The organism is Planctopirus limnophila DSM 3776, from assembly GCF_000092105.1.
Taxonomy (GTDB): Bacteria; Planctomycetota; Planctomycetia; order Planctomycetales; family Planctomycetaceae; genus Planctopirus; species Planctopirus limnophila.
On the sequence record NC_014148.1, the window covers coordinates 475,701 to 498,852 of the forward strand.

Sequence of the window (23,152 nt, forward strand, 5' to 3'; positions counted from 1 at the left end):
ACGAACTGGGGGTTCGAAGACTCAACCCCAGCCACCCCATATCAAGAAACGCAGCTAATTATTAGAATCCGACTTAGATCCCGGGAATATCGAGACGTTCGTCAGTGGCAATACGCTTCAACTTCTTCAAAGCGCGGGCTTCGATTTGTCGAATTCGTTCTTTCGTGACACCTAAACGATGCCCGACCTGTTCGAGAGTTTGCGGTTGCTGGCCAGTTTCCAGGCCATAGCGATGCATGATGATATCGCGTTCTCGCAATTCGAGTTGTCCGAGAATCCCCATGAGGGCTTCCCGCTGACGATAGTTCACGATTTCGTCTCGGAACTGATCGGTGCGCGGATCCATGGACTGCACAAAGACTTCTTCGCTCCCTGTGCGGAAGCGATCGAGCCGAGTGTTCTCAGCAGGAATCGATCTGGCGAAGTTCTTCATGATGGCCCACGAGGCGTAAGTGGAGAACTTAAAGCCGCGTGTGTAATCAAATTTTTCAATCGCCTTGATGAGAGACATATTCCCATCACTGATCATCTCAAAAAAGTTGGCTGTCGGATGCGAATGCTTTTTGGCAATCGACACGACCAATCGCAAATTACTGCGAATCAGGAAGTTCTTGATCTCGGTTGATCTGGCGAGCAGCGATTCAATTTCATCCATGAGCTTCACGCGAGGCTGCGCTAACGAAATCGTTTTGCGCAGATTTTCCGCGGCAAACTTCAGGTAGTTCATTTTGCGGAAGTAATGATGCTCCTGCTCCCTGGTCAGCAGTGGAGTGGCATACAAGCTCGCCAGATAAGGAGGCAAACCGGGTGGTGGCTTAGTTACTCCCTGATCGATAACAGCGGGCGGTTCTTCAGACTCAATGGCTTTAGCGGCTTCCCGATGGAACTCGGGCGCATCCATGTAATCGATCGAGCGACTCAGGAGATGCCGGGCTCTCACTTCGGCAATCGTTCGATAAAGACTCGACTTGGTTCGCTTGAACTTGGTCGCGAGATCTTCGACGGCCACACCCTGGTGGTAGGCCTCGTAAACTGCTTCGCGCTCGGTCAGCGAAAGCACATCGGAGTCATCGGGGAACAATGCAATCTCGGGCTGTTCTCGATCAAAATCTTTCAACATCAGTCGAATCGTTTCGGGAGAACGATGAAACTTCCTGGCCAGCCGACGATTGATTTCTGTCGGGCCGGCACCAAAGCGTGCCAAACGCCTGGCACGACCGAGAATCATCCGTCGTTCATCGTCCGTGACATGGCGAAAATTCCCCACACGGCCGATGTCTTCGTGATTGGCCTCCACAAATTGATCCACCGATGACCTGAGAAAGGCCACTCGCTTACGACCACCAAAGAGGAATTTGCGACTGATCAAGCCACGATCCCGCCAGCGGTCAACGGTTTTTGTGCTGACGTTGTACTGTCGGCTGACATCTTCGACGGTCAGTACATCTTCAGTCATCTGCTCTGGGCGTAGTTCAATCGACTCCGACAGGTCTTCAATGAAGACCCGCAGATCATGCAGCAGATCGGACCCGGTGATGAGCAGATCCGGGTATGACTCAGGTCGATACGAAGTCACTTCCTGACAGACTTTCTGCCACGGATATTCAATCTGCGGATCGACACGATGAGCCAGCCGTTCAGCACGCTCAAGCTGCTGCAGGCGGACATCGCGAGGTGAATAGCGCATCTGCTGTTCGGCCAGAAGTCTCAAGGCCGGATGGCGGTAATTCGACATGATCGGCCCTTTCATTTCTGGCCTGAGGATATTGGATTCAAAAACCTGGAATTCGTTCAAACAAAAAGTATTCAACAACAACGAATATGGGTTTGCCTTTGGCAAGACGTTCCTTGGAGGTTTTCTTCGGGATGGTCGTCCATTGAGACAAGTGTTCCATTATGAACCGATGAACGTTGCATTCTGTTTCACACCGTTCAATTTTCGCGGAACGTTCACCACAGAAACTCGTTCTTCCGGCCCCTGACCTGATTGAGTGCAGATTTCAGGCCGGAAAATCCCCCGGCCTTCATATCTGAAAACTTCATATGTCTGAAAACCAGGGTTGAAGCCGAGCTGCGTGTCTGACTCAAAGCACCAGGTATTCAAACGCTCTTCCCTTCTCTACGAACGAATACCTGACATTACTGGATCATCTTTCGCGCTGAGAAAGAATTCTGAAGTCAGAAAAGAGTTTCCGTCCGTAACGACGCAACGGCAGATCAGTGAGTGATCCGAGTCGTGGCCTCATACAGAGACGACAAATAGTTTACGACGTTTCCATTCCGGGAAATAAGCCTCATTTTTGACACGTCACTCGCAGAGAGGTTCGCGGAGATCGTCATCGGATATCAACCTGCTCAAACACAATTGACTGTAATTTGCTGACAAAGTGATTTGCTGACAAAGCCGTCATCTGTTGAGGTGGAACGACGTTAATCTTCTGCCAGGACTTCGCCTGGTTTTTCGAGGTAAGAAGGGCGTGTCTGATAGAACAAGGCTTTTCTTTCGCCCGGAAGTGTGAAATCAAACCCACACTTTCTGAAGAAATCCTCGGTCGAAGTGATTGCCAGAACTTCGAACACGTTCTGTTCCCGTGCTCGATCAATCACGGCCTGCACCACGGCACGACCGACGCCGCGTCCTTGATAGATGGGACTGACCGCCAGACTTCGCAGCTCTCCGAGTTTGGGTGAATAAATTTCTAAGGCGGCAAAACCGGCAATTCTACCGCCAATTTCTGCGATAAAGCCATGCTTGGTAAGAATCTCAAGTTCATCGTGAGTTCGCGGCAAAAGTCGGCCGACGGCGACAAAGGGCGTCAGAAACTCAGCCAGAGCCGGCACATCGGCCGGCAGTGCCTGCCTGACAGTCAGTTCGGACATTCCTGTTTCACTCATGACGTATGAATACCCTCTATTCCGCATCTGCCGAAAGTCTTGAATGCGATCGCTGCTTTATCGTCAAAAAACTTCAGGCCAGCAATTGTCTTCAGTTCTCAATCATCAGTCGTGTTCAGGATTCGCGATGAGTTGCTGGAGTGTCTGCAAATTGATCAGATCGAGATCCACGCCATCCCGCTCCCCTTTTTCGGTCTCCAGATACTTGGGGATGTGGGACAACCGATCGTCATGGAGCAATCGCGAAAAAGGGATGCGACCCAGCTGCCCTTCGCCAATATGGGCATGTCGATCCACCCGACTGCCCAACCCTTTCATACTGTCATTGAGATGAAACGCACGCACGCGATCGAAGCCAATCTTTTGCGAAAACTTCTCCAAAGTGTCCGCGTAATCATCAGCCGTATGTAGTGGATAACCAGCGGCGAAAATGTGACAGGTATCGATGCAGATTCCAATTCGATCCGGTTCCCGCACACCATCGAGCATCTGAGACAACTCTTCAAACCGGGCGCCGAGGCAACTTCCCTGACCGGCAGTCGTTTCGAGCCAGACCTGAGCCCGAAATCCTTTGCACTTCGCATGGACATCGTCCAGGGCTTCAATCACGCGGGTAATCCCGGCTTCGGGCGTCGATTTGACGGCACTGCCGGGATGCAACACGACGCCGGGAATCCCCAGCGCTTCGGCTCGCTCCAGTTCATCCACGAGGGCATCGCAGGATTTATTCCAAAGCACGTCATCAGGACTGGCTAAGTTGATCAGATAACTGGCATGAGCGCAGGTGGCCTGAATTCCGGTCGATTTCCAGGTCGTCTGGAATTGGCGAATGTCGTCCTCTGTCAGCGGTTTCCCCCGCCATTGATTGTTATTCTTGGTGAAGAGCTGCACGCAGCCCATCCCCAGGCGATGACCCGCTTCGAGGGCTTTATAACAGCCCCCCGCAATCGACATGTGCGCACCAAGAATCGACACTGGCATTCTCCGGACGGATCTGATTTTTCTCAAAGAATACCTTAACGCTCATCGGACTCACATTGAATGACTCGATAATCATTGAGGTCTGGGTTTGCCGGTGGAAAGTGAATCGACAGTGACGCAGTGGTACCAGGTTTTGATCATCGGTCTGGCGATGGGGTGCATGCTCCTCGGGATCGCAGTCGCGATTGTCTCCACAAAGCGAACCCGCACGGAAAAGAATCGGGGAGGCTCAACTTCCACTCCTTCATGTTCAAAAAATGAGATATCGCCGATTGATCAAGATGTTTCGCACCACTCGCCAAATGCCGGTGCCGGGTCGAATGTGTTTGCTGATGCCACATTGGCAGCAAATTCTGACCAGCATCGTGTGCCCGACCAGCAGATTGATGCAGAAATTCTGGCTTCAGCCGAGCACGATATCCTGCTGCATTGGAACAGCCTGACCCGTACTGCAGAAGAGTATTTACACAGAGGAGGCCATCGCGGCATCTGCTGGCAGATCATGGGGTGGCAACCAGAGATCGTGTTGGCAACAGCGCCTTCCACCATTGGCGTGTGGGCAGTAGCGGGGATTGAGTTGCTTCCCGATCTATCAAACAATGAAGAGTTGCTCGATGCTCCTGGTGCTGATCAGATCAAGCAGGCCAGTCTGCTGTTTCACTATGCGGCAATCAATTTATCGGAACCCATGGAACCGCAGTTTCATCGCCCCGATCATCCTCTCCCCCACCAGAATACAGATTCAAAAACTGGAACTGTTGATCTGCCATCTGTAGCGGATATTGCTTCCGATCAAGCCTCAGACCTCCGGTTGAATTCCTTAAGGGATGAACCATTGCGGTGGCGATTTGCCTGTCGATTGCTCATGAATCTATCTCCAGAGCGGGCGGTCGAGCGGCTGAGCTACCGTCTTCAAGCAAAAATCCAACGTCCTGATCGTTGACTTGTTTCGGCAGAAGTTGCCATTCGCAGGGCTCGAACGACAGTTCGTCTTGGTGTGATCGAGCAATTGTGCCTACAAGCGATAAAAGCGGCACGAAACGCACGACTTTGATGTGAATCTGTATGGCCTGTATCGATGTTGCGGAATCAGTAAACCTGACGCCCTGAGCATTGGACCATGTGTTGATGCGGTTAACGATTCCGATACGTTCGACGAGACCATGGCAGACGCTCGCGCTCAAGAGGCCTGCCAGTCGCGAATTTCGGAATGGATGCCGGTCGGCATCATCCCCTTGACTCTGCAAGGCTCGCAGGGAGTTTGGCGGTGGGATATCGCCAGACTCGGGATTTTCCGAACACATGGAACGTGTGATTGAGGAGCGCATGATGCAGTTTTCTCTCCCAAAGTCCTGGCGGACATCACTGGCTCGCGCCGGTGTGCTGCTGGGTGCTTTTGGCGCGATGGCAATGCCGGTGTTTGCTGAGGATGCAACCACGATTGCCGAACAGGCCAAAAAGCGTTTGAACGGCGAAGTGGTGGCAGCCCCTGCCTCCCCGATTTACCAGGTCAGCGCTATGCAGGAACAGGTGCCTCCACCTGTTCCTGGTGCCAACGTTGGTCAACCAGACCAGATTTTCGTGGATCCTGGTTACGCTGCACCCGCAGAAGCTGAAGAAGCTGGTCCCTGGACACTCCAGAGCGTGATGGGCTCTGGCCTGGCCGATAAAGGCATCGTTTTTGGCGGATGGGCCGATATCGGTTACTCCAGCAATCCTGACCTGTCGTTTACCAGCGCTGCTGAAGACGACAATGTCAACCTCAGCCAGTTCTACATGTTCCTGAAGAAAGAAGCTGACGGCTCCAAAGGGATCGATTGGGGTTTCCGCTTCGACGCCCTCTACGGTACTGACGGTGACGACGCTCAGTCGTTTGGTAACCCCAACCGTACCTATGACAACTCAGCTGCGTTTGATCACGGGATCTACGAGTGGGCCTTGCCACAGCTCTACGGCGAAATCGCTGTGGGAGATGTCTCGGTCAAGCTGGGTCACTTCTATACCATCATCGGTTACGAAGTTGTGACCTCGCCTGACAACTTCTTCTACAGCCGCCAGATCATGTTCTGGAACAGTGAGCCCTTCACTCACACCGGTGCTCTCGCCACTTGGAAAGCCAGCGACAAGCTGACTGTCTGGGGCGGTTGGACTGCTGGTTGGGATACCGGCTTTGCCCAGTTCGATGGCGGTAGCAACTTCCTCGGTGGTATGAGCTATGCTGCCACTGACAAGTTGAGCCTGGTCTACACCACAGCTCTCGGCGATTTCGGTCTCCGTGGGACAGGGGCCATCAACAGCTTCATCCTCTCCTACATGATTACCGACAAGCTCCAGTACGTTGGTCAGTACGACGTGCTCGGAACGAATAACGACGTTGATTTCCAGACAGACGGTGTCGTTCGCGACTCGAACGGTCTGGTCAACTACCTGTTCTACACGATCAACGATCAGTGGAAGACTGGTGCTCGTTGGGAATGGTACAAGCCCGATGGTGTTTCGTACTACGAAATGACCTACGGTGTGAACTACAAACCAACTCAAAACTTTGTTCTGCGTCCTGAAGTCCGCTACCAGTGGGCTCCTGGAATCAGCTACGAAGAATTCATCTTCGGCGTCGACGCTATCTTCAAGTTCTAATCTGAAGACGGCGGGAATGATCTGACTTGATACTGCTGCCGGAAGAATTGCGGTCTTCCGGCAGCGTATTTGGCCTCATCGCGTTCACGGATGTCCTGCGAGCCGCGGGGACGAGAATTTTTCTCGTCCCCGTGTCTGTTTTTAGGGGTGGAAATTGTTGGTTATTGGTTGTCATACGGATTCGCAATATTCAACTACAATCCTTGGTATCGGGTGGCTGGGGCCACACGTCTTCGCGAACCCCCAGTTCGTTCCGAAAATCCGAAAATCGCTGGGGGTTCGAAGACTCAACCCCAGCCACCCGCCGCGCAGTTGGTTATTGGAATCCGAATTATTTCACGGTTGCTGGTTGAGAGCCTGGAATGGATTTCCTAAGTAAAGTCTTGCTCGGCTTGGGCTTCTTCTTCCCTGTGGTGAGTTTCGTAACGCTCATTCTGGCAGCCATTGAGAGTCGTCGCACGGGACGAAACTGCTCCGCCATACTCATTCCGTTGATCGGCCCCATCGCTTTGACGGGCTGGGTTCTGGTCACCGGCCGGTCGAGTTGGTTCATCCCGCTGGTCTGGATCACAGACCTGGGCACAGTCTTATTTCTTTGCGTCTTGCCCTGGATCATCATAGAAGCATGGCGGATCTCGCGCTGGACGTTATTGAAGCGATTTGACGCCACTCACCGCCAAGCCAGCGCCACTCTCACGCTGCATCGCCATGGGTACTATTTCCTGCGTCGCACCTGGGTACGAACAGCAGGAAGTTTCGGGCCTGTTTCAGCAGGCGAAACGGGGCGCTATCTCGAAAGTTATGACCGGATCGTGATGACTTCAGACGATGGAACAGAGGGCCGCCAGCTTCTTCGCCATGAAGATGGCCACTGGATCATGCATGACCCCATCGAGGCGCAATTCCAGGAAGACTACTCGCTGGATGGCTGGAAGTTCCAGCAGCATTGAGTTTACCTGATCACTTGCGACGAACTCATCGGAGATCAGGCAGCGTCTCGCAGGGATCTATTGGTCACTGTCGAATGATCTTTGTTGAAGCGGGCCATTTTTTTTTCGTGAAGCACGCGTTCCAGTTCCGCGATCTGCTGGTGCAGCGATTCCAGCTTTTGTGCAGTTTCGATCGCCTCTTCTTTTAACTGCGAGAGCCGCCCTTCGGTCGCCGGTGCCATCAGTTTCTGAATGGCCTTCATCAGCAATAGAACTCGAAACATGCGCATGGCCACGCCGCGCAGCCGGTAGGCTCTGCCAAGTTTTGAAAGCTGCTGCAGTCGCAAGAGGCCGCTGATCTGAGCAGCCTGGGCGAACATCGCCAGTGGCATGAGAATAATGGCCAGATCGAGCCAGTTCGTGCGGATATACTTGGTCTGCCGCTCAGTCAGGCTGATCATCGTGAAGAATTCGAGCGTAAAAGCGAGCCACACAAAAGCGGTACCACAGCGAATGGCCGCATCCAGCCGGGCATCGGCAGCGATCCGTTCGTGGTAGGCAAACTCAATCCCAATCAGTGGCAGAACCGCCAGGGCGACGACGAACAGCGGACCTGAAAGCCGCCCCTGCATCGCCACAAATGAAGTGGGGCCCACAGGCGTCCAGCCGAGCTTCGGAAACCAGACGGCATTGCGTGATTGATTTCGGGCAGTCAGCCGCAAAGGGGGCAACAGGCAATACAGAAAGAATCGAGTCCAGCGGGGATCACCTGCTGCCCAGCGTGTGAGCAATTCGGCCCAGTACAACGGATAAACTGCCAGCGAGCCCGCTAAACAGCCCACGAAAATCGGCAGGAACTCGGGGCGATCGTGAAGATGAAGCACTCCGCTGAAACAGACCAGCGAAGCCACCGAGGCAAAAAACATCAGCGGTGCCCAGCGCTGTTCTAAGGCTGTCACTTCAATCGAAGGATGGGGAACGGCAGCTTCGAAGGTGTTCGCTTCTTCAGAGAGTGGCCGTTGTGTGTTGTTATCCATGATTCCACCCTGTATCAGCGGATTTTGGTCGATGCGGGCATGCACAACGAGAGATTGCTTCATTTGTGCTTGTTGGAATCTATGCGAAACATCGCAATCGCTGAACACATCTCCCATCGGCAGGAATCGCCGTCGCTGAGATTTCAAGCATCTTCGTCAGCCATCAGTTGATTGAGGCGGGGTTTCGATAGATCCAGACAAACGCGTGGCCGCCTTCATCTTGCAGTAGCTCCCGCGAAAGTCCCACTTGAGAAACGGCACCCCGGATGGCCACACTCCAGCTCGTTTTGCGCGCAGGGTACTTCACAAGTGGCGTCACAATGTCGATATTCCCGCGATCGATCGCTGCAAAATCAAAGTGAATGGGAACTTTGCTTTCCATTTGAGCTTTGATCAGCACCTCACCCAACAGTATTCCGTCCAGCATCATGGCCTGAATATCAAACAAACCCGGTGCCAGCTTTTGAGGAGAGGCCTTGACGGCCCAGCCGACTGGCCAGAAATCGGCGGTTTCCATCTGGGGTGTCTGCAGTTTTTCAGGCAAAGGCTCGATCAGCAGTTCAATATCACCAGCCGGTGTACGACGCGGGTGAAACCCCAGTTCCAGATCGCGCAGGGCCATGGCAAGTGCTGTCCCGATTGTGAATCTGCCGACGCTTTGCCGCACGACGCGACGATCCTCGGGCCGTTTGGAGATCGCTAACGCCGCTGCCTCAGCGACTCGCCACTGGTAACGCTCTTTTCCCGGAATGAGTGGCAAAATCTCGCCTAGTGTTTTCCCTTTCAATTCCACTCCCAGTGGCTGACTGAGCGTGTCGTACAATGGGTTGAACTGCAGTTCACTCAAGCCCCACAGCGGCTGGCCTTGAGGTGCTCCCTGGGCACCATAGACACGAAGTTCATCAATCCACTCTTTAAGAGCAGCCACATCTTTCTGGGCGAATGTCCGGCGATCGGTCTTGATCGAGCCATCTCTGGTTAAAATCGCCATGATGGTGATCTTCCGCAGTGTTCCCAGCATCTGCTGCTCAATGCGCGGCTTATCGTCGAGAATCGGTTTGCGAGTGCTGAGGGTGACATCCAGTTCTTCAAGTGTCGTTCGCCACGCATGCGCATGCACCGCCGCAGCGGGATCGGAAGTCAATAGTTCCATCCCAATCAACGTCGTGGGAACTTTTTCGTTACGTTGAGCCGACGGCCCACCAGTAGTTTTTGGTTTGGCGGTGGCCTGCCCGTAGCAGCTTTGGTCATGCAGCACGAGCAGCACCAGACTCCCCACAAGGATCAGGCCCGATGGGAAAGCGAATCGCTGGTGATGATCGAATCGTCGCCTCATGGCCCAATCTCCTTCAAAGAGACCTTCCGTCCTGCAGGTCTTGTCTATGGCAAGTGAGGATGCGAAAGACCAGAATCTGATGCTGCCCAAAATCTGCAAGAATCCTTGAGATCACCTTGAACTTACGCGAGAATTTCGCAAACACGCAACAGGAATTCACCGCATTGGTCTCTCATTGGTCTTGTGTTAGTCAATATCAGCAGTGAATTCTGAGCCGCTGGAGCACCGGTTGAACTATTTTGCCCATGCACTCCCTCATCTGGCCGACCCGTGGTTTGTCGCGGGGACGGCTGTCCCTGACTGGCTGGGAGCTGTGGCCAGGCGAACTCGCCCGCGACCCGAAAAGTTATTGCCAGAGATCATCACCAACACATTTCCGCACGCACCCGCCCGGCAGCAGGTTCAATCCATTCTGTCAGGGATTGAGCAGCACCATCACGATGACGACTGGTTCCACCGCACAGCCGCCTTTCAGGAAGTGCAGGCTCAGCTCACACTTGATTTTCGGCAGGCCTTTGGGGCACAGGATGGATTTCGCGGCGGGTTTCTCGCCCATCTGGCACTCGAACTTCTGCTCGATGCCAGCCTGATGGAGCGGTATCCTGGCAAAATCGATCAGTATTACGAATCCCTCAGGCTGGTGGATGCGGAGGTCGTGGAACTGGCAGTCAACCTGGCGTCCAGGCATCCGACGACCGTCTTTGACTGGTTCATTCCGGCATTTCTGGAAGAACGGTTTCTTCCCGATTATCTCGATGATACGCTGCTCTCGTGGCGACTTCGGCAAGTCTGGAAAAGGATCGGTCTCGATCACATGCCCGATCAACTGGAACAAGCCATTCCCGCAGCACGCAAGCTCGTCAGGCACCGAACTGATGAACTCTTGCCCAAACATTTGTACGCTTGGCCCATTCGCTAGGTGGCAGCGCAGATTGCTATTAATCTGAGTCATCCCCTCACCTGAACAACTCCCGGAGAGAAATTGCAATGAAGTACGGCATGAACATGCTCCTGTGGACTTCCGATGTAAACGAAGAGCACTTTCCTTTGCTCGAGCAACTGAAGACGATCGGCTACGACGGCGTCGAATTGCCGATTTTCGATATGGATGTCGCCCGCTTCGAAAAAGTGGGCAAAGAACTTTCCCGCCTCGAACTGGGGCGGACTGCCGTCACGATCTGTACCGACACCGAGAACCCGATTTCACCCGATGCGGCAATTCGTGCAGCGGCATTGGCTCGTTTGAAGAAGGCCATTGATTGCTGTGCCGCCGCCGGGGTTTCTCATTTGTGCGGGCCTATTCACTCAGCCATTGGTTCTTTCAGTGGCCAGGGCGCTACTCCTGACGAATGGAACTGGGCCAAGGAAACCCTCTCCAAAGCGGCTGATTACGCTCAGCAGAACAAAGTCACTTTGGTTTGCGAATACCTCAATCGTTTTGAGTGCTACTTCCTCACCTGTGCTGCCGATGATGCCCGCTTCTGTCGCGAAGTTAATCATCCAAATCTGAAGATGATGTATGACACCTTCCACGCCAACATTGAAGAAAAAGATCTGGCAGCCGCCATGAAGGGGTGCTGGGATCAGGTCGTTCACGTTCACATTTCTGAAAACGATCGCTCGACCCCGGGTGAAGGTCACGTCGATTTTGACACCACCTTCAATATGCTCAAGGAACTCAAGTACGACGGCTGGCTGATGGTCGAAGCTTTTGGCCTGGCACTTCCGGCGATTGCGGCCGCCACCAAAATCTGGCGCCGCATGTTCCCCGATGAAACCTATCTCGCGACCAATGCCCTCAAGTTCATGAAGCAAGGGATGGCGTAACATTCACTGTGATCTGCATGCGGTGATGCTACACAGAGTCCAATGATAAACTATGCTCCTTGGTATGGGGTGGCTGGGGTTGAGCGTCTTCGCGAACTCCCAGATCGTGCCGAAGATTGCTAGGGGTTCGAAGACTCAACCCCAGCCACCCGCCCCGGAGTTGTTTATTGAAATCCGTATCATCACAAATAAACCTCGGCACGATTTCGTATCGAGGTTTTGTTACTTAATAGTCTTCGGGAATCGGTTCGCCACCAGATGGTGTGGTTAATGCCTTTAATACAGCCGGGTCGATGTTTGTCGAAAGTTGTCTCACGGTTCCATCAGCGAACATGACGAGCCCGCCACCCGGGCAGTGCGATCTATTCGTCCCTGATGACATCACCAGCACTTGCTGTTGTTAGCATTCTCAGTATCTCGGGTGAAATTTGTGATGAGATGAATCGAACGCTGCCGTCACCTAAGAGGATATGCGACCCGTGGCTATGGGCTGAAGACATGATCGGATGAGTGGCCTGCTGGTTTGTATTTGAGCTTTTGACAACCAATTCCACCTGATTCACATCAAGGTCTTTAGGTTCTGCCCAGCGAATACCCGTGTCGATTGCCTCGACCACAAAAGCCGTATTGCTAAGTCCATCTTCGATATTCTGGATCAAAAGCATTTTGCCCTGTGGAAAAGCGGTCTCGTCTCCCACGAGGACCACGTAGTCTGTGAGGCCAAAGCCATCCTTGGGATCGGCCCGCCTATAACCAGCCGCAGGGCATTCATAGACAGGCCTTCGGCGTTTACTGAATGCCCAATTGGGTTCGGCATTCCAGGCGAATTGATCGCTGTATTTCGGATCGATTTGATGAGCATCCAGGTAAGGCTCTAAAGTCACTCGCCAGCTCACGGCCAGTTCTCCCTGCCCCGAACTGGCCATGGGGAAAACACGAAGTGCGTTATAGTGCCTGTGGATTGCGAGACCAATCAACTTCAAATGGTTTCGGCATTCTTGACGTACGGCAGCTTCGCGAGCGGGTGTCATCGCGGGGAGGAAAAGAGCTGCAAAGAGCAGTGAAAGAATGGATGTGGCAATCACCGCACCCACAGGACGTGCCCGTGGCCGTTGCGATTCTGTACGCCAGATCGTTGACATCGCCCCCAGAATTCCCATGACCAGACAAAAGAATGCCAGCGCATATGCGAAGAAGTGATTCTCCAGTGGATAAAACGAAAGGAATGGCAGAATGAACAAGGGGATCACGGAAACTGCCAGCCACCACCAGAGATCACGATAGCGTGCGGGTTCATTCTTCTGACTGCGAAACGGTGCCACCACAATCACGACTGCCAAGCCCAGCAGAATCAGGTGCATCAATATAGAGATAAGCATGTGATCCCTTTCACCGCAGGATGCGACTCGTCAGCTTCAATCAACAGTACACCTCTGCGACTGGCAAATCATCAGGGGGGCTGCGAGAATTGCGGGTATCTGTGGAGGCTCTCCATAGAATCCAACAGGGATCGCCAAAGCGTTTCCATTCACTCCGACATCAACATTCACTGGCAGATCAAAGATACTTCCTATGGCTGATGAACAGACCTGGCTTTCGACACTTTCACGTTTAAAAGAACCTCACCTCGGGCGAACTCTTGGCGAATTGAAGCTCGTTCGCGGAGTCTCGCTGGGGAGCGACAAAATTATTGTCTCGCTCGATGTCCCTTTCCCTGGCTTTGTCAAAGCCAACGCCCTCAAGGAACATGTTCGCAGTGCCACCCAGGAACTGGCCCAGGGCACCCCCGTTGAGTTCGATCTGGAATTGAACATCAAGGGGAAAAACTCGGGGGGATCGATTGGTCTGAGTGTGAAAAACGTGATTGCCGTCGGCAGTGGGAAAGGTGGTGTTGGTAAGAGCACCGTTGCTGCCACGTTGGCTTATGGCCTGCAGGAACTGGGTGCCAATGTCGGGTTGATGGATGCCGACGTGTATGGCCCGAGTGTGCCGCATCTGGTCGGAGTGAATGAGCAACCTGTCGCTCTGGAAAGAACATCGCCTGACGGCAAGAAGATGATGCGGATCCAGCCCGTGCTGGCTAGTGGGTTACCTACGATTTCCATGGGCTTTTTTGTCCAGGCCGATCAGGCGGTCATCTGGCGCGGGCCGATGCTGCATCAGGCGATTTCCCAGTTTTTGCAGCAGGTCGACTGGGGCCCGCTCGACTATCTGATTATCGACATGCCTCCAGGAACCGGCGACGTCTCATTAACGCTATCGCAACTTTTAGGCTTGGCGGGTGCGGTGGTTGTCTGCAGTCCTCAGCAGGTGGCACTTCTGGATGCCGTGAAGGCTGTGAGTATGTTCCGGCAGGTGAAGATCCCCGTCCTGGGGATGGTAGAGAACATGTCGGGTGAGATTTTTGGGCGCGGCGGTGCTCAGGCCAAAGCTGCTGAACTTGGCATTCCCTTTCTGGGTGAATTACCCATGGATGCCGGGATTCGAGTCGCTGGGGATGCCGGTGAAATCGCCCGCCTTGTCCGGGAAGAGAATCCTTCGCGGGATGCCCTGCTGACCATCTGCGAAAATGTGGCTGAGCAGGTTGCCAAAAGCCTCCTCAGTGCTCCATCGATGCCGACACTGGAAATCCTCTAGTTTCGAATGGATGTGTCAGAAAGGATTTTCTTCGACTCGATCCTCCACCTTCAGATTTATGAGAGTATGCCACCACGTTCTGCCGCCAAAGCTGTTGCCGAACGATCAACTTCTGAAAGTGGGAAGGGGGCACCATCATTCCTGATTCCTGAGTGGCTCTGGGCTCTGGGTGCAGCGATCCTGGCCTCGTGGCTGGCGTGGGCTTCGTTCTACGAAGGTTCCACGCTCATTGGTGGCGATCTTTACACGTATCTGCTTCCACAGAAGGCTTTTTTCCAGCAGGAACTGGCGGTTGGCCGCTGGCCACTCTGGAACAATCTCACAGGTCATGGCTACCCGGTGATTGCCGAGAGCCAGACGGCAGTCTTTTATCCGGCACGTCTCTTATCGCTGAGCCTTTTTGCGGCAGACCACGCCTATACCGCTGAACAACTCGCGCATTATGTGGCCGCCTTTTTTTGTATGTGGCTTTATTTAAGGCAAATAGGTCTTTCCATACCGGGCACGATTTTTGGTTGTGTGGTCTATGTCTACGGTTGGTTTCCCACGCGGATCATACTCGAATGGGCCATTATTGGCGGTCTCTATCTGCCGTTAGGCTTGTGGCTGATCGAACGATTTCTTCAGCGAAAAAGCTGGAAGTATGCGATCGCTTTGGCCGGTGTGCTGGGGCTGCATCTGCTGGCAGGGCATTACAACCTGGCCTTTATCGAAGTGCTGGTGTGGCTGGCCTACATTCCCGTTCGTCTGTGGCTGTTGCCCACGATGGAAGATTCGCCACAAACATCAGAAATCTCGGCAAGAGCACGTCTGCCGCTAGCACTTGCACTCGTGACAGCCATTGGATTCGGGTTTGGTTTGGGTGCTGTTCAACTCTTGCCGACCTGGGAATTGAAGGGACAATCCCAGCGCGCCGAGAAAGGGCAGGACTTTCAGCCGGGATATGGCCACATTCCCCCACAGTTTCTTGGCCAGTTATTTGCGCCCACCTGGTGGAATCCGGCAAATCACAATATTGACGAAGAACTTTCGCAGATGTGGTCACCCACCGGAGCCGGAACAAACCGCGTTGAAGCCCATTTATATGTGGGGCTGGCTGTCTGGATGGGGCTCGTAGGGGTAGGTTGGCTGGCCTATCGAAGTGCCGGGAACTTGATCGTCTTTCGCTGGATAGGCGTCTTTTTGCTCGGCAGCTTCGTGGCGATGATATTTGCGACGGGGTTGCCACTGTTCGTCACTGCGTCACTCCCGGGATTCTCGTATTTCACGGGGCCAGGTCGGTTCGGAATAGTGGCCACGTTCTGCCTGGCGGTCGCCGGGGGATTGGCGTGGGATCAGTTACTGAATCACATCAGTGCGAGATATCGCTGGATTTTGTGGTGTCTTGTGATTGGGTTCACCTGGTTCGATCTGCAGATTGTGAGCATGCAGGCCACTTATGGGGTGATTATCGAAAAGTCTCCGTACTCGATGATTGCGAAAAGCGAAGTTCGCCGCATCCTTCTCGCCGATCCCAGGCAACCCGTGCGGGTTTACGCTCCTGGAGCCAACCTGCCAAACCTGCTGGGCGTTTCGACAACACCGGTTTTTCTTGGGATTGGACCGGCGGCTTACTTTTCACCTGAAGCCAGATTCCCAACAGAAGCACCACTCTCTCAACAGATCGAGTTTCTCTCGAAACAAGGCGTCACGCACTGGTTGACGATGGATCCTTTAAGTTTGCCAGCTGCTGGAAGCAAAGATCCTTCGACAGGCGGATCGACAAACGAGGAGTCGTTACGACTGGTCTGGAGTGGCTTTGATGAATTCCTCAATCGGGCCTGGGGCCGCTTTGATGAACCGCTTTATCTTTACAGTTTGCCTGCGGCACCCGGTCGTTGTTATCTGGAAGGGATCGGTTCCCAACCTGCTCGAAAAGTGACTATGGTGGAGCATGGTCCCCAGAGGATTGAAGTTCAGGTCGAGGCCGGCTCCCGACAAACGCTGGTACTGACGGAACTCGCTGACCGTGACTGGAAGCTGACCATCAATGGCCAGCCCACATCCTGGGAAGCCGCTGGGCTTTCCCGAAAGGTTGAAGTGCCAGAAGGTGAGACGATTCTCGTCTGGAGTTACCAGCCGTGGTCACTCTGGTGGGGTTTGGGAATCAGCCTGTTCGTCGTACTGATACTCGCGACTATCGGCCATATCCGTTTCTGGCATCCTCAATGGACACACTGGTGGTTGCCGCAAGCACCGTAAAGCGGTCTGCCTGCTGTGCCAGAACTTCTGGTCGAACTTCTCCAGAGCTTGCAGGAGCGTTTTTCCAAACCAGACAACTTGAGAACTCAGCCTCTGTCAAACATCACAAAGCGTTCGTTTGTTTTCATACGGTTGGAGGTGATTCCACCGCTTGAGCGAGGCCTGAGCGATAACTTTCATAGCGAAATTCGAATTGATCGGGAAATTGAGAACGAACCCGCTTATTGAGCCCGCCGGAGCCTCGTTTCGGAAGAGAGGCTTCATCGAATACTGGTGGTGCCGATCCAATTCGACGTGCCAGTTCGCTGTAATAGTCAATCCGCCGAACAGGTTCTCGATCAACCCCCACCACAACTTCTGGCCCTCCTTCACAGAGTAATCGATAGGCTAAAGCAGCCGCATCGGCCTGATGGATGAGGTTGAGCCATGCCTCTCCTGAACCGGCAATCGGCTGCTGATGTTTCAGTGCCTCCACTTTCGCCAGCAAACGTCCGGGGCCGTAAATTCCCGCTAGTCGCAAAATGGTAGACTTTCCAGCGGGGCAATGGGTTCTCACAACCTCTTCGGCTGTCGCACAGATTTCGCCACCTTCAGTTGTCGGGGAAACAGGCGTTGTTTCATCGACCCAGCGTCCATCATCAAACCCCCAGACACTGGTACTCGAAATGGATACCACAGACTCAGCGGCAGGAGCCGTCGCGATCAGTGCATTTCGCAACCCATCGACGTAGACCTCACGCTTGCTGGCGGTGGAATTGCGGTCATAACCAACGGCCCAGAGGATCCGCTTGGCAGCAGGAAGTACTTCGAGTGATTGGGCAGTGGTGATTTCCGCGAGAACCGGTTCGATCGACTGGCTTTTCAGAAACGCCGCTTTTTCCTGGCTGCGTGTCACTGCAGCACAGCTAAGCCCGGCTGAGACAAACTGGCACGCAACCTGCAATCCCACATAGCCACAGCCAAAAATCAACACATCAACCCTGGGGGAATTCGTCATAACGAGCCTGGCATTCAATTTCGGTTTGTTCAGTGATAGCAAGCATGAACATTACGAATGGATTTATCTGCTGTCGTCAGAGGCGAGGGCGGGTTTCGGTTTCGCAGCGAAAATTCGTTCGAGATACTGCTTGGTCACATCTTCCGGGATCACACCATCTGTGGGTATGAACTCAAACGTCTGGTCATCGAGTGGTTCATCGAGAACGACCTGAGAGAACTCCATCGAGAAGATAGGACGCAAAGATTTCTCGGGGCCGGCAGTGCGCTTGAGATAGAGCAGGCGGAGTGGGAAAAGTGTCTCGGCTGAGTAGGTGATACGAACGACCTCAGGAAAGAAGGGTAGCGTCGATAGAGGTTTGGAAGGAAACCATTTCGCAGGAAATTCAGGTTTCCATTCCCCCTGGACATGGAAGACTTTGCCTTGTTCGGTTTCTTCGGGTTTGAGTGCTGTAAAGTTCATACAGCGCTGAATCGAGGCCATGATCCCAGGGAGACCACCCAGCCCCAGTTCGGAAAGCATTAATGTTTCGGCGGTGCCACCCGCCGCTCCCGCATTGAGAATCTGCCGCACATCCCGGCGGGTATAGCGTTTGATGTCATCAATGACCGTGCGATTCCAGAGTGTTTCGCCATCGCAGACTTCGAGTGTTTCCCCCGTGATTCCGGATTTGAGTTTGAGCTGGGTCGTCAGTCGCAGCTTCAGTCCCTCAGCTTCATACCGACCCGTGGAGATTATTGTCTGCTCCCCAAACTGGACGAGTGTTTTCACATTCGCCTGAATCGACTTCCGCCGGGCCAGCGAAACCTGGGCCTCTTGTACCAGTGCCAGCACTCGAACAGATGCCTCAGACGGTGCGAGTGCATTGGGAGCAAGTTCGCTGGGCGTGGTCGTCTCCAATGCCCCCTTGGAGCTGGATGCGGATTGATCGGCACTCTTTGCAGGCTGGAGAGGTTGAACAGAACCAGTCGCTCCACTCAACAGGGCGGGAGTTTGGCCTGCGCCGGGGACGGATCCAGGGAGGATTTGCGGCTCGGCTGCTTTTGTAAAAGCGGCCTGTTCGATGGCGTCCTTTTTTGACGTAACATTCTCTTGGCTATCAACTTGCGCGGCAAAGGCGATCTTCCGAAGCTGAGGTGTTACCGTCCAGATTCCTCCCATGACCACTAAGCCGGCGACGAACAGAGCCGCGTACCTGTGCATTGAGGCTCTTGTCTGTTTCTGCGTGTTTGTTGGGGTTGGTCGAGTTTGCTGATTATGCATTTCGTTCCCAAATTGACGGATTTTCCAAAGCTGCATGCCCTGGAGTTCCGAAAACAGGTGTGTCAAGTGCTTTTGCGCGTGGCCTTCAGAGGCATTCCCGAACAGCAGACATCCCTTCAGGGATGCCGGTCTGGGGATGGTATGCAATTGAGGCCACGAGGTGAACGGGAAGTTCATCCGGAGGTAAAAGCATGTGCGCGTCATATGTTCGGACACGAGGTCTGTCCTATTTGGCAGCCCGGCGTCCCCAGGCGGTGCGTTGGATAGCAAAGAGGGGTCGCGATGAAGTTTTACTTCCTGGCATTGGGGACGGTCGTCGTCGTGTGCGTCGGCTGCGCCATGGACGGACAGCAAGTGATGAACAAGGGCGAGTACCATGCTCCCCCTGCCGCTATGATGATGCGGCCGGGCCCCATGGTCGATGGCCCGGGACCTGGCGTGATGCCAGCACTTCCGACAGGTATGGGTGGCCCCATGATGGGCGGCCCGATGATGGGTGGTCCTGCTGGCGGGATGATTCCTCCCGGGATTCCCACCACGACTCAGGTTCGCTTCGTCGGGCCTGACGGCATGCACGTCGGCTGGCAGATTCCCGATGGATATGCTGAGAACCAGCTCGTGGCTCCTGCTCGATTCAACTTCCAGCAAGCTGCAACGTATCGCCTCAAGCTGACCAATATTCCTGGTCGTGCTGGTTTGAACCTGTACCCAACATTGCAGGTCTACCCCAGCCACCCGAATACAGTTGGCTACCTGTCTCACAACAGTGTACCACTGCAGATTACCGTTGAAGATCTCGATCAGGTCGAAAGCAACAACTTTGTCACCAAGGTGATCTACCTGCCCGATGCCAAGTATCAGGAACTGGCGATTGCCAACGTGGAAACGCTCGTTTCGACTCGGCTCGACCCAGGTGTGGATCCCGTCCAGGAAGCTGACAAGCGTGGTACGATCATGGCGATCCTTCGCTTAGGCAACATGGATCTCGAAATGCCCGGTGCCCCAGGTGCTCCTGGTGCAACAGTCGGCGGTCCAAACGGTGGTCTGAATCAGGTCGCTTACAACGTGGTTGATGGTGACAAAGGTCAGCATGTTCCTCCAATGCCTATGAGCATTATGCCCGGGTATGGCCCAGGTGTTCCCGATGCAATGATGGTCGCTGGCTATGGTTTGCCCGGACAGCCAGCAGGCAGCCCTTATGTGAGTGGTGTTGGAATGCCAATGTGGGGTCAACCCATCACAGGGACACCGATCGGACTCGCTGGCCCTCCCCACCTGCCTTATGGTGGTCCAGCCGGTCTCAAGAGCCACACCATTCGTAACCGTACCAAAATGGATATCCCAGAACCTGTGGATCACATGCTGATCGATGTTGAGCATGCCCCTGGTCTGAGCCTGCCAAAACCGGTTCGCTATGTCGAATACAAGGAAACTCATCCTGTGTACTCACCCGGCGAACTCAGCAACCCAGCCTGGAATGCCCCCGGCGCTGGAGCCGGTGGAGACGGTGCTTACTGCCCACCCGGTATGCAACGATAATTGAATGGAGATTCGCCTACCCCGGAGAACTTGCTTATGTCGGTTCTCCGGGGTTCAGGCGTTCCTGATGATGGTAATTCTGCTCTCGTTTTCTCCCGTCATGCTGTTCAATTCGATGGTTTCCTCTTCTCGAAAAGAGTTTCCTGCCATGCGATGCCTAGCCCCCCAGGCAAACTCGAAAGTTGTGGCTCTTGGATGGAAAACTATCCTTTGGATGCTCCTGTTGAGCTGTCTACCCATGGTGGCTTCCGCACAGCAGTATCCCTCGACTGACCGCCGCCACTTCCCACTCAATCACATGACTTCGCCAGGCACCGCTGCCGCGTGGGCGGTCGCCAATGGCAAAGCTCATCCGGCCTACTTCCAGCCTGTGCGGATTACGGTCCCCACAAAGGGCCGAGTTGACTTCTTCGACGGCTCGCCAGCTCGGCCCGTGTCGATGGCAGCGCCGGGGCAGGCGGCGCTCCTGGTTGGCCAGACATACCGGGTGCGTTTAACCGCCCTGCCCGAGTTCCCCAATCAGGAATTTTATCCCACGATTGAACTCATCGATCGCCTGCATCCCCCTGAAGGATTGGCTGATCGATTCCCTGTAGAAGTCCAGTTCAGCGAGGACGATTTCGAGTTTGCTGCCCAGGGCCGATTGGTGACGAAGGTGGTTTATCTGGAACAGCCCGATCGAATTCCACTCTCAGTTCTTGATGCAGATCTCCGTGTCACAGAAGTGCCTCCGCAACAGAACGCGCTGGCCGAAGCAGATCTTTTAGGACGACCAGTCGCCATTGTCAGGCTGGGTGGACGCACACCCGATAGCCACAATCCGCTGGATCCAACCTTCTTTGGATTCTGCCCGCCAGTGCAACCTTCTCCCGCAACGGCAACACCTGAAAACGGTCAACCGGCCAATCCCACTCCGATCCAAAATGAAACGCCACAGGCGCGTACTCGCCCAAGTGGCGTTCGAGCCTCGGCTTCAATTCAGCAAACGGGTGGTCGCTAATCCCAGAGCTGCTTTCGGTCTCATCCTCAGTTCGAGTTTTTACCCATTCTGGGTTCATGATTGAGAGTGTCCCTATGACTCGGAAACTCCTCACAAGTGCGACTCGCCCACTATCGTGCGGGCTCCCTGCGATGCTCATCGATCACCTGAAGAGCCATCGTCTGCTGCCACGTCGTCTGATTCTGGGTGGCCTGATGCTGGCAGCTGCCGGTTCGACAGGTTGTACCACTCAGCGGGCTGTCACAGCCATGCGGCAGATTTCTGAGCCTCCCGCCTATCTGATCATCGTGAATGACGAAATCACGGTTCGAGGACAATCGCCCGACGATTCCGGCAACATGGCAGGTCGGGTCAAGCTAGGTTCGAAATCAGCGAATGGCCGACAGGTTCAAACCGTCAGTCATACTCCGGCTATCGAAGCACTTCCCGTGGGGATGAAGATCGAAGTTTGTCCTCCCGATCGACGAGTTGTCGCCGGTTGTCCTGATCCCAAAATCTGCCCACCACCGTTTGCACCTGGCTTTACCATGGCCGAGTGCTACCTGATGGAATGCAAAAAACGTTATCCCGACGAATACATTTGTGATGGTGGAGATCGCGGTCTGCCGGTGCATTACGACTCTGTGGGTATTCAAGGTCTTGAAACTGAAGACACTGTGGCTGAATTCGTCGATCACACAGGCAAAGAGCGAGTCAAGCCCTCAAGCCGCGTATGTGTGTATGCACCTCGATTTGCCGCCGTTCGTTCTGTCAGCGTCCCTGCCGTCGGTGAAGCGGTGAGCGAGCTGGCGAATGTTGCCGGCTCGACAGGCGATCGCAGTATGCGAGCTCAGACCAAAATCGATCAATCGGCCCAGCAGACTCCGACCGGTGGCTTGAGAATGCGTTCGCGCTCCAGTGGTTTGGAATCAACCTCTGGCCAGGGAGATTTTGCTTCGATTACCCGGCTCGCCGCTCATGAAAAGCTGGTCAATCTTTTCCAGGACATTGGCTTTCTGCGAACAGGTTTGATGGAAGTGGATGACGTGGCTGCTATTCAGCAGGGGATGCAGGCTTCGATGGCCTGGAGCCGAGAGCAGTCGCCGATCATTGCTGCCAAACTCGATGTGCCGATTGAAGGCCGCAGTGATGTGCATGCTGCTGTGATCACCTTGATCGATGATGCCAAAAACAACGAACCCGGTGAACTTCGTGTGGTCAAGCTGGCCGACAAGCAGGATGCCGTCAGTGGTGATGTGATTGAATTCGTCATTCGCTTCGACAACCTTGGCCCTAATGCGGTCTCAGGAGTGCGGCTGATTGATAACCTCACGCCACGATTGTCATACATTCCTGACAGTGCTACCTGCACGTTGCCAGGCCAGCTGGTGGTCACACCCAATGGCGTAGGGAGTGAGATCCTGATCTGGGAACTCGAAAACTCTCTCGAAGCCCGTAAAGGTGGCGTCATCACCTTCAAGGCCCGCGTCCGGTAAAACCCTTGCCCGCGTCTTTGTGGGAGAGGTTGGCACGAAACGCCGGGTGAGGGTCTGACCGTTCGATGTGTATCAGTGATCAGGCTTCCGCAGGGGCGGCGATTGTTGGCCATTGGCCAGAAACGGGCGGGTGGCTGGGGTTGAGTCTTCGAACCCCCAGCGATCATCGGCACGATCTGGGGGTTCGCGAAGAGGCTCAACCCCAGCCACCCCATAGCAGGGATCGTAGTTAACTGTTGGAATCCGTATTAGATCATATGGCGATGAAGCCGGTTGTTAATAGAACGCCCAAATACGTTCTGACTCGCCCTCATCCCAGCCTTCTCCCGTCAGAACGGGAGAAGGAGAAAAAGACTTT

General features: G+C 54.1%; 19 protein-coding genes. 11 read left to right on the forward strand and 8 right to left on the reverse strand.

Features of this window, described 5'->3' with window-relative positions; all coding sequences use genetic code 11:
- Nucleotides 1-73: 73 nt before the first annotated feature.
- The 3 genes from PLIM_RS01970 to PLIM_RS01985 all read right to left on the reverse strand — a co-directional run bounded on the left by PLIM_RS01970 (nt 74) and on the right by PLIM_RS01985 (nt 3,870).
- Nucleotides 74-1,735: a sigma-70 family RNA polymerase sigma factor gene (locus PLIM_RS01970; RefSeq protein ID WP_196349510.1), complete on the reverse strand. Its 1,662-nt coding sequence runs from the start codon at nt 1,733-1,735 to the stop codon at nt 74-76.
- A gap of 695 nt (nt 1,736-2,430) precedes the next feature.
- Nucleotides 2,431-2,880 carry a GNAT family N-acetyltransferase gene (locus PLIM_RS01980; RefSeq protein ID WP_013108664.1) on the reverse strand — a complete coding sequence of 150 codons (450 nt, stop codon included), beginning with the start codon at nt 2,878-2,880 and terminating at the stop codon, nt 2,431-2,433.
- A 120-nt stretch (nt 2,881-3,000) separates the two neighbouring features.
- Nucleotides 3,001-3,870 (reverse strand): deoxyribonuclease IV, encoded by an 870-nt coding sequence (locus tag PLIM_RS01985; RefSeq protein WP_013108665.1) that lies wholly within the window; start codon nt 3,868-3,870, stop codon nt 3,001-3,003.
- A 118-nt stretch (nt 3,871-3,988) separates the two neighbouring features.
- Between PLIM_RS01985 and PLIM_RS01990 the strand changes: the two genes are divergently transcribed.
- From PLIM_RS01990 to PLIM_RS02005, 3 genes are all read left to right on the forward strand, one after another.
- Nucleotides 3,989-4,819: a hypothetical protein gene (locus tag PLIM_RS01990; protein ID WP_148226939.1), complete on the forward strand. Its 831-nt coding sequence runs from the start codon at nt 3,989-3,991 to the stop codon at nt 4,817-4,819.
- A gap of 359 nt (nt 4,820-5,178) precedes the next feature.
- Complete coding sequence (locus PLIM_RS01995; RefSeq protein ID WP_052301464.1) at nt 5,179-6,513, forward strand: outer membrane beta-barrel protein; 1,335 nt, start codon at nt 5,179-5,181, stop codon at nt 6,511-6,513.
- Between the two features lie 362 nt (nt 6,514-6,875).
- A complete protein-coding gene (locus PLIM_RS02005; RefSeq protein ID WP_013108668.1) occupies nt 6,876-7,463 on the forward strand; it encodes a hypothetical protein in 588 nt (195 codons plus the stop codon).
- A 35-nt stretch (nt 7,464-7,498) separates the two neighbouring features.
- On the opposite strand, the gene PLIM_RS02010 is transcribed toward PLIM_RS02005, so the two are convergent.
- Entirely contained in the window at nt 7,499-8,542 is a 1,044-nt protein-coding gene (locus PLIM_RS02010; protein ID WP_148226940.1) for a hypothetical protein, read from the reverse strand.
- 100 nt (nt 8,543-8,642) lie between these two features.
- Nucleotides 8,643-9,815 (reverse strand): hypothetical protein, encoded by a 1,173-nt coding sequence (locus tag PLIM_RS02015; protein ID WP_013108670.1) that lies wholly within the window; start codon nt 9,813-9,815, stop codon nt 8,643-8,645.
- A 229-nt stretch (nt 9,816-10,044) separates the two neighbouring features.
- On the opposite strand from PLIM_RS02015, the gene PLIM_RS02020 reads away from it, so the two are divergent.
- Together PLIM_RS02020 and PLIM_RS02025 are read left to right on the forward strand one after the other, a co-directional pair.
- Complete coding sequence (locus tag PLIM_RS02020; RefSeq protein ID WP_013108671.1) at nt 10,045-10,734, forward strand: hypothetical protein; 690 nt, start codon at nt 10,045-10,047, stop codon at nt 10,732-10,734.
- 68 nt (nt 10,735-10,802) lie between these two features.
- Nucleotides 10,803-11,642 (forward strand): sugar phosphate isomerase/epimerase family protein, encoded by an 840-nt coding sequence (locus PLIM_RS02025; RefSeq protein WP_013108672.1) that lies wholly within the window; start codon nt 10,803-10,805, stop codon nt 11,640-11,642.
- Between the two features lie 362 nt (nt 11,643-12,004).
- On the opposite strand, the gene PLIM_RS02035 is transcribed toward PLIM_RS02025, so the two are convergent.
- A complete protein-coding gene (locus PLIM_RS02035; protein WP_013108673.1) occupies nt 12,005-13,021 on the reverse strand; it encodes a DUF1559 family PulG-like putative transporter in 1,017 nt (338 codons plus the stop codon).
- A gap of 193 nt (nt 13,022-13,214) precedes the next feature.
- On the opposite strand from PLIM_RS02035, the gene PLIM_RS02040 reads away from it, so the two are divergent.
- Both PLIM_RS02040 and PLIM_RS02045 read left to right on the forward strand, forming a co-directional pair.
- Nucleotides 13,215-14,279, forward strand: a complete 1,065-nt coding sequence (locus PLIM_RS02040) for an Mrp/NBP35 family ATP-binding protein (protein ID WP_013108674.1) — start codon at nt 13,215-13,217, stop codon at nt 14,277-14,279.
- A gap of 66 nt (nt 14,280-14,345) precedes the next feature.
- A complete protein-coding gene (locus PLIM_RS02045; RefSeq protein ID WP_148226941.1) occupies nt 14,346-16,520 on the forward strand; it encodes a YfhO family protein in 2,175 nt (724 codons plus the stop codon).
- Between the two features lie 124 nt (nt 16,521-16,644).
- Here the strand turns inward: PLIM_RS02045 and PLIM_RS22260 are convergent, their stop codons facing one another.
- Both PLIM_RS22260 and PLIM_RS02055 read right to left on the reverse strand, forming a co-directional pair.
- Nucleotides 16,645-17,517, reverse strand: coding sequence for an NAD-dependent epimerase/dehydratase family protein (locus PLIM_RS22260; protein ID WP_013108676.1), 873 nt, complete (start codon nt 17,515-17,517; stop codon nt 16,645-16,647).
- A 63-nt stretch (nt 17,518-17,580) separates the two neighbouring features.
- Nucleotides 17,581-18,720 carry a hypothetical protein gene (locus tag PLIM_RS02055; RefSeq protein ID WP_148226942.1) on the reverse strand — a complete coding sequence of 380 codons (1,140 nt, stop codon included), beginning with the start codon at nt 18,718-18,720 and terminating at the stop codon, nt 17,581-17,583.
- 342 nt (nt 18,721-19,062) lie between these two features.
- Between PLIM_RS02055 and PLIM_RS02060 the strand changes: the two genes are divergently transcribed.
- The 4 genes from PLIM_RS02060 (at nt 19,063) to PLIM_RS24330 (ending at nt 23,027) form a co-directional block, all read left to right on the forward strand.
- Nucleotides 19,063-20,319, forward strand: a complete 1,257-nt coding sequence (locus PLIM_RS02060) for a hypothetical protein (RefSeq protein WP_013108678.1) — start codon at nt 19,063-19,065, stop codon at nt 20,317-20,319.
- 214 nt (nt 20,320-20,533) lie between these two features.
- A complete protein-coding gene (locus PLIM_RS02065; protein WP_196349511.1) occupies nt 20,534-21,319 on the forward strand; it encodes a hypothetical protein in 786 nt (261 codons plus the stop codon).
- 74 nt (nt 21,320-21,393) lie between these two features.
- Nucleotides 21,394-22,794 (forward strand): DUF11 domain-containing protein, encoded by a 1,401-nt coding sequence (locus tag PLIM_RS02070; RefSeq protein ID WP_013108681.1) that lies wholly within the window; start codon nt 21,394-21,396, stop codon nt 22,792-22,794.
- A gap of 65 nt (nt 22,795-22,859) precedes the next feature.
- Complete coding sequence (locus PLIM_RS24330; protein WP_155523239.1) at nt 22,860-23,027, forward strand: hypothetical protein; 168 nt, start codon at nt 22,860-22,862, stop codon at nt 23,025-23,027.
- Nucleotides 23,028-23,152: the final 125 nt, after the last annotated feature.

Coding starts and splice junctions, on each gene's coding strand:
- PLIM_RS01970 (WP_196349510.1), bottom strand. CDS start 1,735: ATGTCGAATTACCGCCATCCGGCCTTGAGACTTCTGGCCGAACAGCAG.
- PLIM_RS01980 (WP_013108664.1), bottom strand. CDS start 2,880: ATGTCCGAACTGACTGTCAGGCAGGCACTGCCGGCCGATGTGCCGGCT.
- PLIM_RS01995 (WP_052301464.1), top strand. CDS start 5,179: ATGGAACGTGTGATTGAGGAGCGCATGATGCAGTTTTCTCTCCCAAAG.
- PLIM_RS02005 (WP_013108668.1), top strand. CDS start 6,876: ATGGATTTCCTAAGTAAAGTCTTGCTCGGCTTGGGCTTCTTCTTCCCT.
- PLIM_RS02010 (WP_148226940.1), bottom strand. CDS start 8,542: ATGAAGCAATCTCTCGTTGTGCATGCCCGCATCGACCAAAATCCGCTG.
- PLIM_RS02015 (WP_013108670.1), bottom strand. CDS start 9,815: ATGAGGCGACGATTCGATCATCACCAGCGATTCGCTTTCCCATCGGGC.
- PLIM_RS02025 (WP_013108672.1), top strand. CDS start 10,803: ATGAAGTACGGCATGAACATGCTCCTGTGGACTTCCGATGTAAACGAA.
- PLIM_RS02035 (WP_013108673.1), bottom strand. CDS start 13,021: ATGCTTATCTCTATATTGATGCACCTGATTCTGCTGGGCTTGGCAGTC.
- PLIM_RS02040 (WP_013108674.1), top strand. CDS start 13,215: ATGGCTGATGAACAGACCTGGCTTTCGACACTTTCACGTTTAAAAGAA.
- PLIM_RS02045 (WP_148226941.1), top strand. CDS start 14,346: ATGCCACCACGTTCTGCCGCCAAAGCTGTTGCCGAACGATCAACTTCT.
- PLIM_RS22260 (WP_013108676.1), bottom strand. CDS start 17,517: ATGACGAATTCCCCCAGGGTTGATGTGTTGATTTTTGGCTGTGGCTAT.
- PLIM_RS02055 (WP_148226942.1), bottom strand. CDS start 18,720: ATGCACAGGTACGCGGCTCTGTTCGTCGCCGGCTTAGTGGTCATGGGA.
- PLIM_RS02060 (WP_013108678.1), top strand. CDS start 19,063: ATGAAGTTTTACTTCCTGGCATTGGGGACGGTCGTCGTCGTGTGCGTC.
- PLIM_RS02065 (WP_196349511.1), top strand. CDS start 20,534: ATGCTCCTGTTGAGCTGTCTACCCATGGTGGCTTCCGCACAGCAGTAT.
- PLIM_RS02070 (WP_013108681.1), top strand. CDS start 21,394: ATGACTCGGAAACTCCTCACAAGTGCGACTCGCCCACTATCGTGCGGG.
- PLIM_RS24330 (WP_155523239.1), top strand. CDS start 22,860: ATGTGTATCAGTGATCAGGCTTCCGCAGGGGCGGCGATTGTTGGCCAT.